At 58.6% G+C, this 12,545-nt stretch carries 7 protein-coding genes and 3 pseudogenes; 6 read left to right on the top strand and 4 right to left on the bottom strand.

Going from position 1 to position 12,545, the window contains the following annotated elements:
* Positions 1–478 precede the first annotated feature (478 nt).
* Both N2603_RS38965 and N2603_RS38960 read left to right on the top strand, forming a co-directional pair.
* Positions 479–1,528 (top strand): extracellular solute-binding protein, encoded by a 1,050-nt coding sequence (locus N2603_RS38965; RefSeq protein WP_260386342.1) that lies wholly within the window; start codon positions 479–481, stop codon positions 1,526–1,528.
* A gap of 209 nt (positions 1,529–1,737) precedes the next feature.
* Positions 1,738–2,718, top strand: coding sequence for a D-2-hydroxyacid dehydrogenase (locus tag N2603_RS38960; protein WP_260386341.1), 981 nt, complete (start codon positions 1,738–1,740; stop codon positions 2,716–2,718).
* A gap of 609 nt (positions 2,719–3,327) precedes the next feature.
* On the opposite strand, the gene N2603_RS38950 is transcribed toward N2603_RS38960, so the two are convergent.
* The gene (locus N2603_RS38950; protein ID WP_260424455.1) at positions 3,328–3,711 is read right to left on the bottom strand and encodes an amidase family protein; all 384 of its coding nucleotides are present in this window, start codon (positions 3,709–3,711) and stop codon (positions 3,328–3,330) included.
* A gap of 55 nt (positions 3,712–3,766) precedes the next feature.
* Positions 3,767–4,129 (bottom strand): annotated as a pseudogene (locus N2603_RS38945) (amidase family protein); the annotation flags it as partial.
* A 1,018-nt stretch (positions 4,130–5,147) separates the two neighbouring features.
* Between N2603_RS38945 and N2603_RS38940 the strand changes: the two are divergent.
* The gene (locus N2603_RS38940; RefSeq protein ID WP_260386339.1) at positions 5,148–5,978 is read left to right on the top strand and encodes a Crp/Fnr family transcriptional regulator; all 831 of its coding nucleotides are present in this window, start codon (positions 5,148–5,150) and stop codon (positions 5,976–5,978) included.
* 66 nt (positions 5,979–6,044) lie between these two features.
* Here N2603_RS38940 and N2603_RS38935 read toward each other — a convergent pair.
* Together N2603_RS38935 and N2603_RS38930 are read right to left on the bottom strand one after the other, a co-directional pair.
* Positions 6,045–7,317: pseudogene (locus tag N2603_RS38935) on the bottom strand (IS256 family transposase).
* Positions 7,318–7,383: 66 nt separating this feature from the next.
* Positions 7,384–7,566, bottom strand: coding sequence for a hypothetical protein (locus tag N2603_RS38930; RefSeq protein WP_260386338.1), 183 nt, complete (start codon positions 7,564–7,566; stop codon positions 7,384–7,386).
* 1,027 nt (positions 7,567–8,593) lie between these two features.
* On the opposite strand from N2603_RS38930, the gene N2603_RS38925 reads away from it, so the two are divergent.
* The 3 genes and pseudogenes from N2603_RS38925 (at position 8,594) to N2603_RS38915 (ending at position 12,477) form a co-directional block, all read left to right on the top strand.
* A complete protein-coding gene (locus N2603_RS38925) occupies positions 8,594–10,105 on the top strand; it encodes a porin (protein ID WP_260386337.1) in 1,512 nt (503 codons plus the stop codon).
* A 399-nt stretch (positions 10,106–10,504) separates the two neighbouring features.
* Positions 10,505–11,410: pseudogene (locus N2603_RS38920) on the top strand (IS5 family transposase); the annotation flags it as partial.
* A 23-nt stretch (positions 11,411–11,433) separates the two neighbouring features.
* Positions 11,434–12,477 (top strand): IS110 family RNA-guided transposase, encoded by a 1,044-nt coding sequence (locus N2603_RS38915; RefSeq protein WP_260386336.1) that lies wholly within the window; start codon positions 11,434–11,436, stop codon positions 12,475–12,477.
* Positions 12,478–12,545 lie beyond the last annotated feature (68 nt).

Below are 12,545 nucleotides of genomic sequence, written 5' to 3'. Positions count from 1 at the left end.
GAGATCGCGAGGCTCAAGCGCGGCAGTCCCGCCAGCGGCCCCGGTGTGACGGATGGCAAAGGGAATGACGAGGAGCCCGAAGGCCCAAGACAAGAGACGTGCCGGCTAGGCCGCGCCCATTCGAATTTCCCAAGTCGGCGGCCGAGCTTATCGAAAGACCACTGACATGAAAGCGTCAAATTCGGCCTGTCAGGCGCAGTATTTCTGCTAGGGGGTGTCTCATCCCGATATTTTTAAATCTGAAGAAGCGGGTACCGTCGCTTGAGAAATGCGACCCTCGGTTCAGCAAAACCCATAACTGAAAACGCGCGGGAGGATAGTGCAGCAGAGCAGGGCAAGCATATACCGGCGTATAGCGGGAGCCGAGCCACTAATCGGGATAAGTTCTTGATTGGACCGACGTTCCCGAAGGTTATCCTCCTGCCAGCGCTACCGAGGCACAGTATTTTCGAGCGGGAAAAGCGAGGGAGATCGGAAAATGCAAAGGCGACGATTTTTGAAGCTCGCGACGGCTGCCACGGCCGTTCTGGCCGCGCCCTACATTCAGGCTCAGTCGAAAAAGTTTGCGGGCATTACGCTGCGTGTAAACGGGTTCGGCGGTGCCTGGGACGAAGCGTTAATGAAGAGCGTAGCCGCGCCACTTGACGAGAAATACGGGCTCAAGGTCCAAATCATCGCTGGCAATCAATCAGCCGACGTCGTCAAACTGATCGCAAACAAGGACAATCCGCCATATGACTTGTTTCAGGCGGATAGTGCCCTCATGGTCGAACTACTTAAGGCAGGCATTATCCAGGAGATGGGGGCGACAGACGTTCCCAATATTCGACGCATCCTTCCGAACTTTCGCGAATACGACGGCTACGGTGTGCCATTCAGTGTCTACACTGTCGTTCCGGTGTACAACTCAAAATACATCAAGCAGCCGCTCACCTCATATTCGGATATCGCGCGGCCGGATCTGCAGGGACGCGTGGTTATTCCAGCGCCGACCTTCGACGCCGGCAACCTCTATCTTCTCGGCTTAGCGGAGGAAAATGGAGGCTCGGTCTCAGATATGGAGCCCGCATACAAGATTCTGGAGGCTGCGAAGCGGAACATTGTCGCTTTAGCACAGAGCAGCGTCGCTGAAATACAGATGTTGCAGAACGAAGAAGCGTACGCAGGCATCTTTTTCGACGGTCGCGCCTACGAGTTGCGTAGCAAGGGTGCCCCAATTGAGACTGTCGTTCCTGCTAAAGGCCTCTATTGCGTTAGCACGTACATGAACGTGGTTAGGGGCATGAGGCACCAGGAAGCCGCTCACGCCTTTGCTGAGCAGCTTCTCTCTGACGAAGGTATGCTAGGGCTGCCGCGGGCAATTCGGTATGGCGTAACCACCGACGTCAAGTTGCCGGAAGAGATCCGCAAAGATCTGTTGCTCGACTCGCCTGAGCGCAATGCGTTGAAAAAGACAATTGATTGGGAACGATGGATAGCAGGTCGCAGTGCTCGACTCGAGCGAGTTAACAAAATAGTGCGCACGTAAGTGGGCGGACGCCGATTGTCGCTTCGTTTGGAATGGAGCTAGAGGGCTCGAATTGAGGTCGAGAAACTGCCCGCGCTGCGCGCTTCCAGTTAGGAGCGACCGGGACCCCGCGAACTGTCAGTACTACAATCATCGATAAGACGTGTCACTAGACCTCCTTTCCTTCCCTTAGATGCGCTCTCGGGCGGCAGCAATAGGACAACCTCACTATGGCATTTTCCACGCCTTCGGCAGCGGATGCGATCACCGTTCTCATCCACGATGCGAGCGCCGATGACTATCTGCGTTTGATCCGTGGGCGATTTCCCAATGTTCGCGTGTTGTGCGCCAAAGATGCGAAGTCGCTAGAACGTCATGTGCCAGAAGCTGACGTCATTTTGACGAGCCCCTCGGGTTTTCCTGCCCGTCTTTTCGAAAACACGCGCAGACTGCGCTGGGTCCAGGCTACCGTCGCTGGTGTTGAAGCGTTCGTACCGATCCGCGAGCGCATTAGTGACATCATTGTTACGAATGCTCGCGGTATTCATGGCGACCTCATCGCCGATTTCGTAATGACTGGTATCGGCATGATGCAGTGGGACTTCCCGACGCTTATGAGCGAGCAGTCTCGAAAGGAGTGGCGTCCACGATGCGTTCCGCCCCTGGCGGAGCGCACGCTCGGCGTAGTCGGGCTTGGATCAGTTGGTTCAGCAATTGCTCGACGCGGCAAAAGCGCAGGAATGACGGTGATCGGTTCCAAACGAGACGTGAGCCAGCCGATCGCCGACGTCGACAGGCTCGTGCCACCGGATGCCCTTCCTGAACTCTTAGCGCTCTCCGACTTCGTTGTTCTAGCCGTTCCGCGCCTGCCAGAAACGTCGAGGCTAATTGGCGGCGACCAGCTTCAAGTCATGCGCCGGAGCGCCTTCCTGATCAACATCGCAAGGGGCTCCGTGGTTGTCGAAACCGAGCTGGTCGAGGCGCTGCAGGCCGGCACGATCAGCGGAGCCCTTCTCGACGTGTTTGAGCGAGAACCACTCCCAGCCGATAGCCCGCTCTGGACGATGCCTAATGTCATCATCGCTCCCCACATCGCAGGTTACCCGAGCGATTACAGCGCCCGCGTATTCGAAATTTTTGGCGACAACCTGCAGCGATTTATCGAGAAGAGACCTTTACGCAACGTGGTTGACCTGACGCGCGGCTACTGACGTCTCATTTACGTGAAGTTCCGCCGCCTATCGAAGGGACAATTGCGTGGCGCTACTCAAAGATCAGATCGCGGCCAACTTCCTGGGCGCGGTCGCAATGCAGCCCAACGTGAAGCGTTGTCGAGCTATCGGTCTGGGGATGGCACCCAATTGGTACCTGCGTCTCGATAATAACTGTCAAGTCGAAGGGCAACTCGGGTGAGCCGGCAGCGTGAGGCGTGACGCAGCACCGAAGCAGACCAATGACTTTGCCGTGCTTCAAGAACTGAATGTCAGCGCACGCGCGTCAAGCTGGTCGCCGTGAACCCTATGCGAGCGGAAAAGCGTTCTGCTGCAGAATAGAGCTAAGTGGAGATTGTGTCAGAGCCAAGTTTTACATGCCAAGTGAACTTTAGCGCCGCAACGCGCTTTCAAGGAACCTCACGGCGGCGAGTGCTTTGGCGTCGTCGCCGAAGAGTGTAATGATTTGCACTCCGACAGGTAAGTCGTTCTCTGCAATATGAGCGGGCACATTGACGCATGGCGCGCCCAGGACTGTCCAGAGGCTGTTGAAGCGCGCTCCACCTGTCGAATCCAAACTGATCGGTGCGGCGTCAGGCGCGGAATAGGTTAGGACCACATCCAGATCGGATAGTGCATTGGGGAATGCAGCGCGCGCGCTGTTTGCGGTGTGCAACGCCGCACGATAGGCGCTGGCGGAATGTCCACTGTTTCATCCATTCTGGCACGCAGCTTCGGCGCAATCGCGTCGTGATGCGTCTGGTATTCCCAGGCTAGCGCGCGGTGCAGCTCGAAATCCCAGATGTTGGCTTGGATCTGCCATGTTTCTGCAAAGATACCGGGAAGCTCGAGGTGCTGGACGTTGGCGCCCGCGCGCTGCGCCGCTGAAGCCGCTTTCCGCAATGCCGCTTCGGATTCTTCTTCCGCTGGGCCGGCAAAATCGTGCGTAACTACGCCGATGCGTAGCGGAGTCGGACAACCTGTAACCTGCAAACTCCGACTGCTCGGATATCGCTGCAAGAGCGAGCCCAAGGTCCTCCGCGCCGGCCGCAAACAGCCCGACTTTATCAAGCGTCCACAAATAACATTTCAGACCGACGGTCGGCAGCAGCCGATAAGACGGCTTGATCGCAGCTACGCCGCAGAAGGAAGCGGGGCGAATTGCCGAGCCAGCGGTTTGCGAACCTACCGCGAGTGGAACCATGCCGGCGGCGACGGCCGCCGCTGAGCCTGCCGACGAGCCGCCCGGTGTGTGGTTATGATTACGCGGAGTGAGTGTGGCAGTGGGATCGTGCCCGGCGAAAGCACACGTTGTGGTCTTGCCAACAATGCTGGCGCCCGCACGCTTGAGCAGCGTCACCACTGACGCGTCCGCACGCGGCTGCCAGCCCTCGTAGATCGGCGAGCCCATTTCTGTCGGAAGTATCTGATGTATCGATGAGATCCTGGATTCCGACGGCAATGCCGGCCCGTCATTTCTGGCCCGCGGGCTGTTCGCGCGGCAGACAAAGGCGCCGATTTTCTCTTCGTGCTTTCGATCGCCGCGAGTGATTGCGAGAGTGCAGCAGCCGGCGAGAGCTCGCCCTCATCGATGCGGCGCTTGAGATCCGAAAGCGAAATCATGACCAAAGCGACCCAGCGGAGTTTTCGGTTTGCAGGAATTTGCGTGGCGCGGCACAGCCTAAGGCTCTTAGGCCCTTCCGTTCGCGTTTACATGCGTCAGCAGCGAACAAGCGATCATTGAGGTATGTCGAGGACCAATAACAGCAGGAATCGGCCCGAATTCGAACAAATGCTGCGGAATGAAGGCGAGGCTTGAGTAATTTGAGCGCGTCGAATTGCAACGGCTAAAGTTGCTTTAGGCGAGGGACGCATGCAGCTGGCCGCAGGACACCGCTGCTGGTGCCCTGTACCGATCGCATACGTGCCGCGAAAGCAGGCCATGGACGCGATCAGTGTATCCTTGCGCAGACCTTAGCGAGAGAGACTGCGCGTCGACTTGCCCACCCGAAAATCTGTCGATTCGAGACAGCGCCTATCTTGGCTGATGGGTTTACCTGGCCTTCTCGGAGGACCCAGCGTCCATGTTCGTCATTCCATGTGCATGGTCGCAGTTTCGGACGTGCGCAGAACCGCCCAACTCTTGTGGCCGCAAACACTCGGGCTTGCACGTGATCCGGGACCTAAATCTCGCGAGGCACCCGCAAAACGCCGGGGCTCTTCAAACAAGATGCGCCGGCAGAGGAGCCCAGGTATGCGCCACGCGGGGCTCGCCGGAATGAATCGGCAGACGGCCTTCCATCGCAGGATTTACTCGCCGAATGCCGTCCCATTGCATGAATCGGGGGCGGCGCATCGCTAAACTAAGAATCAACAGTCCGTGAAGAGGGTGATCTAAAAAGATATCCTTAACAGAGGCGGACCGCAGCATGACCGACCAAGTACCCGCCGTCCGCGAAGCGCTTGAAGTCTCCGGCGCTGCAGCTCTCACGCGAACCTCCGACGCAGATCGGATGCTCCAGCGGTCCGGTGCGGCCCGCTCTGGTTCGCGGCGCTTTCTCAAAAACGAGATTCTGGCGAGGATTTCCCTTCAAGAGCTCGCGGCGATAGGGGAATTCCTTGAGCCCGTCATTCTAAAAGAACGCATGGTCCTGCAAGAGTCGAAGAGGCCACTCGATCATGTCTATTTTGTAGAGTCGGGACTTGTCTCGCTTAGAATTGTCGCCGCGGGAAGCGTTCTTGAAACAGCGGTGATAGGAATTGGCGGAGCTATCGGCGCTTCGCTCCTATTCGGGCCCCATCTTGCCACCCATCAATCTGTGGTGCTCTTTCCGGGAAGTGCGCACAGAATTCGCGTTGAGGACCTTCGACGCGTGATGCGCGAGCGCTCTGGAATTCGAGAACATCTTCTCCGGTACGTTCATGCACTGAGCTTGCATTGCGCTCAGACCGGATTGTGTGGCGTCCGACATGATCGTGAGAGACGGCTCGCGTGCTGGCTGTGTTTGGCGAGTGACGCTATTGATGCTGATGTGCTTCCAGTAACACATGATTACCTCTCTTCTGTTTTGGCGTTGCGCCGCGCTGGGGTGACGGAAACTCTGATCCGATTCGAAGAACAAGGATTGATTCGCAAAACTCGCGGCGTGTTGCGGATTGAGGAACGCGCGTGCCTCGAGCAGAAGGCATGCAGCTGCTACAAGCTTATTTCAGGCGCTTACGCTTCAACCGAGCCCTTGATGCCAGCCATCGATCCATAGCGACAGATAACGGGGGATGTCCCGATCGCTGTTGAACTACGTCGGCCGACGTTGCCGGAATGAATGTTACGCGGCCCTCGTGACGTGGGCAACGGGCTTGATCGTCATGCGATCGTGGTGAGCTTGAGGGGCCGCACGCAGAACCGGCAATTGCTTATGCGCCTTCAATCGTCGGAAGCCCTTGTTGGCCTAGATCATGCCGGCCGTGACCCAGCGCAAGGCCGTCCCGGCATCCCGCCAGCGTTTGACGTTGCACGTGACGCGGCGAATGGTGCCCATCATGTTCTCGGCGATGTTGGTACAGGCGAGCGATCGACGAAGCTGCTTCGGCAGCTTCAACCGGACGACAGTCAGGATTTCGTCGAGGCCTTCGAGGATGCTCGCCGCTACGCCCGGCCATTGCTGGTCGAACCGGCGCGCGAGATTGCGGATCGATTTTTCAGCCTTGTCGGCATCATCGAGCTCCCAAGCTTGGCGCAGCACCCGACGGGTTGCCGCATGATGCTCTTTCGGCAGGCGTTCCATGATGTTGCGCGCCTTGTGGATCTGGCAGCGCTGGATCGCAGCGGCCGAACCGAAGGTGCGGCGGATCGCCTTCGACAACGCTTTCGCGCCGTCGACGATGAACAGTCTTGGCACCGTCGGGTCGAGCGCGCGCGAGACCAGGTTGTCCAGCAGGGCCTGAACCGTTGCGGCGTTCTCGGTCGCCCCTTCCACCAGCCCCGGCGGATGCTTGTTGCCTTCGCCGTCAACCCCGATCGCGGCGACCAGCACGAGATCGCGCCGAGATGCAGCCCGTCGATTTGGACCACCAGAAGGTCGAGCGCGGACAGATCGGCAGCCATGAAGTCGGCCAGCCGCGCCGCCGACAGCGCTACGAACCGCCGCGAGGCCGCCGATTTCGAAACTCCCGATCCGGGCGGTGCCGGCACGTCACCCTCGGGCAGCCGGACAGCGCGGCCGAACCGGCGCGTCGACACATTGATCAGCATCAGGTTCATCGCCCAGCGACCGAGCCAGTCCTCCTGCGCCGCCGTTTCCCAGCTCGGGATGGTGACCTCGCGGCCGTCCACGCCCCGGACCCGCGGACGCTCGACCTCGATCTTGCCGCCGTGGAAGCCGATCCGGCCCCGCGTTCGGCCCCAACGGTGCGCCCGCCGCGCCGCATCGCGGCCGTGGCGCGGCCCCAGGCCGCCGTGACATCCGCCTCCATCATCGTGCCGAGCGCCTCGATCCGTGCCGCAAGGCAGAACCGATCGAAGCTTGCCCGCACTTCTGCAAACGCTTCGTCCACGGCCCCGGTCGCCAGCGCACCAGCCGGTGTGATATCTCTCGTCATGGCGTTGCTCTCCTTTGGAATCAGCACCCCGAGCCTACCGGCTCAAGGTGGGCAACGCCGACCTCTTCAGAAATTCAACAGAACCCGGGACATCCCCAGATAACGCGGGGCGGGCGGCTTGAATGTGTGCGACTGTTCATTACCGAGCCTGGCCTGATCGCGCTGGCCATTCTCGATCACCTCGCCAAAGCATGCCCCGAACAATGCGGACCACCGAAGCACACCATTGTGCGGCACAGTCACGCTCATTCAAAAGTTCGCGGCCCCCTCGATCGGCAGGGTCGTGCTGATTGGGTGCATGCAGCTCTGTTCTGCATTCGACACAGCCCTGGAATCTAGCTCTTCGTCAGATTGGGCGATGGTGCTTTCCTGTTCATCTGCGGTTCTCATGACTCCAAGGCGCTGGCTTTACAAAGCATTGCTCTCGGCGGAGCCAAGGCATGGACCGAATGTCCTTGCTGATTGCCGGCTTCAGCACGTCTACTTCATTCAATCTTCAATCAACACGAAGAGAAATCTTGGAGTAAACCTTCAAGATAGTCGAACCTGAGTTTGCCCGAGCGCTAATATAATCATTGGAGTAGTGCGTCCGATGTCTTGAGGAGATGTTCAGGCCTCAGACCTGGGAAACCTACCGCATGCCGAATTCAGCGCGTATCAGGGCGAACAAAGCAACGTGTAGATAGTCGTGCCACCGCAATCGGGTGTGCGAATTCGAAAAGCGAGGGGTACGCAACGTTTCGGTGATCCATCAACACGTGCGCGACGTTGCGCTCGTCCTCTCGAATCGTTGTGCTGTAGCTAGCTGTTCGCGCTCATTCGCATCGGCGTCGAAGATTGCGTGCGACGGAGCGCGCTGATTAAGCCTGATCAGATCTACATGCCTCTCAGCATGCAGCTCTCGAATTGAGTATCAGGCGCTCGCGAATAATCTCGGCGTGCAATTCAACCCGGACCCAAATGAATGATCGTGCGTACGAAACGTACGTTCATCTGCATCGTCCGTACTAATCGTACGGTTATGACGCGATTAGAACACTCTGGCTCAGTGCGGTGGCGCGTTCGTGCGTTTCGTACAAAGTTTTCACGCCGATATCGAACGCAATCTGTCAACGTAACCCTGCGAGCGGCGGGATGATCCGCACCGCGACGCCAGCGGTCAATCTAGTAGCCGGCGTTCGAGGAAGACCCTGTCGGCCGAGACCGATTGGGGGGCGAAGATGGTCAATCGCCGGGGTGAGCGGCCAATCTTCAAGTGAAACACTGGAGGTCTTTTATGAAGATGGCAAAGAGCCTTTTTCTGGGTTCGGCAGCGGCACTGGTCTCCTTGGGCGGGGCACACGCGGCTGATCTCCCGGTCAAGGCTAAAGCGGTTGAGTACGTTAAGATCTGCTCCTTGTATGGCGCTGGGTTCTTCTACATCCCGGGTACTGATACGTGTATCAAATTGGGCGGCTACCTGCGCGCTGAAACGACATTTAACACGAGTTACCATTATGATGCGCCGAACAACGGCGTCGGTGCCGCGCACAATCGCCTGAGCGACTATTACAGCTGGCGCACTCGTCAAGACCTCTTCGTCGATACGCGTACCGCGACCGAATACGGTCTGCTTCGCACTTTCGCCGAGTTTGCCTGGACCTATACAGGGGGTACCTACAGCGGTGCCGGGACAGGCGGCACGACGTATACGACGGGCATTGGTAATCAGATCGATCAGGGTACCCCCGGTCTCTATTACGCTTTCATGCAATTCGCCGGCTTCACGTTCGGCAAAGCGTCGTCCCAGTTCAGCACTCCCTGGGGCCAGTATGCGGCGAACTCTTTTGAGCTACCGGGCGCCGCCGGCTGGGACCCCGCGCTCCAGTTTGCCTATACGTTTGATTTCGGCCAAGGCATCTCGGCCTCCTTCTCGGCCGAGGATCCGGTTTCCCGTAACCAGCTTGCTATCTGGAACGTGAGCTCAGCGACGGCGGCAGGGCTTGCCACTGGTGTTTACGGTGCCAGCGACTTCGGTGGCGCGAGGGTTCCAGATTTAGTCGCCTCCGTTACTGTTGATCAGACTTGGGGTTATTTCAAAGCCTCTGTCGGGGCGCATAATAACCATGCTGCCTACTATGGCGCGACCGAGGTCACCGGCCACCCCGAAGATAAGTGGGGCGGGGCGGGTCAGTTGGCATTGTCGATCAAGAATATTCCGACCGGTGCTGGTGACACGATCAATATGTCAACTGTGTATACGTATGGTGCAAGCCGTTACAACTTTCACGACTATACATTTGCACCCAGCGTCGCGATGTACGGAAGCACGGGTTTAGCGGGTGCTTATCAGAGCGTCGGGCTCGCTGGTGTGTCTGACTCGGTCTTTGTGACTGGCTCCGGTCAGGAACTCACTAGGACTTTTGGCTTCAACGGCGGCTACACTCACAACTGGGATCCGCACTGGGCCACCAGCATCTTCGGTGCATGGGCCGCTGTGCGCTACAACAGTACGGCCAAAGGCTACCTCTGTGGCGCGTTCGTCGCAAACCTCGCGCTCTCGACTGGTCTTGGCGGCTGCAACCCCGACTTCAATTACGCGGCAGTTGGCACGCGCACGGGTTGGACACCGGTCAAAGGCCTAACTTTCTCGGCCGAACTCGTATACACGATGCTCGATCAGAAGTATGCGAGCGGAAGCACGGTGACGCTGCCGGTGCAGACAGCGATCGCCAAGCCGGGTGGCCTGTATGAGCTGAAAGACCAGAATGCTCTCACGCTCCTGCTCAAAGCTCAGCGGAATTTCTGATTCTCTATCAAGCCAGCGGAAGGAGACACGAAGCTCTATACATCTAAGTTAACCTCCAAGAAGGCCTCCGGCATGCCCGCCGGGGGCCTTTCTATTCACTGGTTCACAGCACGTGCAGCGAGACGGGTCCCCCGCGATCACGCGGCGGTAAAATCCGAGTAGGTGTTGACATCGGGTTAACTTGATCGGGGCGAGTTGCCGCGACGAAGCACGCATGGCCAAGCTAGATTGGTCGTCCGTGAAGAGTGGCTAAGCGATTGAGCTAGAATCGCATTTGTCGTTGTGGACTGTTTTGCGTTTGCAGGGGTTTGGTGCTTCGGGCGTCGGAACCTTGCAATTTCATTTTCAGGATTCCGTCGAATCGCCAACCATGATTCCGTCATCGCATCGGAGGTGGCGATGCGACCGAAGAAGCACAGGACGACGGGATCGGGCGATCTGTTCCGGGCCAGGCTGGACCAAATCATCAATATGAAGCACGAGCTGGTTCAGCTCGCCGGCAAGGTCGATTGGGACTGGATCGACGGCGAGATCGCGCCGCTCTATAGCGAGAATGGTCGGCCCGGGATCGCGACCCGCTTCATGATCGGGCTGTTGCTGCTCAAGCACATTTACGGGCTGTCCGATGAGGGGGTGTGCGAGCGCTGGGTCCACGACCCATATTTCCAGCACTTCACCGGCGAAGAGTTCTTCCAGCACGCATTCCCGCACGAGCGCTCGGACCTGAGCCACTGGCGCAAGCGGCTCGGCGACAAGCTGGAGCTGTTGCTGGCCGAGAGCTTGCGGGTGGCACACGAGGCCGGCGCGTTACGCAGCCAGGACATCAAGCGGGTCACAGTCGATACCACCGTGCAGCCGAAGGCGATCACCTTCCCGACCGATGCGAAGCTCTTGCACGCGGCGATCAAGGGGCTCAACCGGCTGGCGAGGAAGCACGGGGTCAAGCTGCGGCAGTCCTATCTGCGCATTGCCAAAACCGCGACAATGATGGCGGGACGCTACGGCCATGCCAAGCAATTCAAGCGGCATCAGCGGCAGTTGCGCATCCTGCGCAGCCGACTGGGCCGGATCATCCGCGATATCCGCCGCAAGATCGAAGGTCAGGCTGTGCTTGAGAACACGTTCGCCCTCCCGCTCAGCCGGGCCTCGCAGATCCGCTCGCAGCAGCAGCGCCAGCGCGGCTTCAAGCTTTATTCCTTCCACGCCCCGGAGGTGGAGTGCATCGGCAAGGGCAAAGCAGCCGCGCCTTACGAGTTAATGGCATGGACCACGCCCGCTCTCAGCGGCAACGTGCAGCCCGGCGGGGGGCAGCAGCAGGAGCGCAAGCCATGTCGAATACGAACCTTGTCACAATCGGCATCGATCTCGGGAAGAACACATTCCACGTCGTCGGTCTCGATGCCACAGGCGCAATTACGCTACGCAAGAAGCGGTCGAGAAATCAGCTTGACCAGTCGCTGGGCAATATTCCGCGTTGTCTGATCGGAATGGAGGCGTGTGCAGGCGCACATCATCTGGGGCGCAGGCTCGAGAAATTAGGCCATCAAGTACGGCTCTTGCCGGCGCAGTACGTCAAACCATACCTCAAGGGTCACAAGAATGACTTTCGGGATGCTGAAGCGATCGCCGAGGCCGCTCAGCGGCCGACAATGCGGTTCGTTCCAGTGAAGTCAGCCGAACAACTTGATTTACAGGCACTACACAGAGTTCGCAGCCGATTGGTGACGCAGAGAACGGCGGTCATCAATCAAATCCGGGGCTTTTTGCTTGAACGAGGGCTACCAGTGCGGCAGGGAGCGGCAGCACTCCGACTGGCACTTCCTCAGATTCTCTCAGCGCCAAACGACAACTTATCGCCTCGCGTGATCCAGCTCATTCAGGACTTGGCCGAGGACTGGCGCTATCTCGACCGACGGGTCGCGTCAATGACGAAAGAAATCGACGAACTCGCTGATCAAGATCCACACTGTCGCCGCCTAATGAGTGCGCCCGGCGTCGGGCCGATCATCTCAAGCGCGATGGTCGCCGCCATCGGAACCGGTGATGCCTTCCATAAAGGCCGAGACTTTGCAGCATGGCTTGGTCTGGTACCAAAGCAAATCTCGACCGGCGATCGAACCATTCTCGGGTGCATATCGAGGCGCGGTAATCGGTACCTGCGAACGCTGTTTATTCAAGGTGCCAGAGCCGTACTTCTGCAGCGTCAGAGTTGGCCTCGGCATGGCTTCGCAGCCTGGTTAGAGGCAGCGTCGAAGCGGCTCCACTCCAATGTCTTGGTTGTTGCCCTGGCCGCAAAACTTGCGCGCATGGCCTGGAGCATGCTCGCAAAGGGCCGTGACTACGACGCCAACCTCCTGGGCCGCACCGCATAAGAAACAGGGCCGGAAAGAAAAATCCAAGGTCGGGATCAGAAGGCACAATAACCCGTCGAGGTTTGCGA

Source organism: Bradyrhizobium huanghuaihaiense (assembly GCF_025200885.1).
GTDB classification, from domain to species: Bacteria; Pseudomonadota; Alphaproteobacteria; order Rhizobiales; family Xanthobacteraceae; genus Bradyrhizobium; species Bradyrhizobium huanghuaihaiense.
The sequence above is the reverse complement of the archived record's forward strand: the minus strand, read 5'-3'. Positions and strand labels throughout refer to the sequence as shown.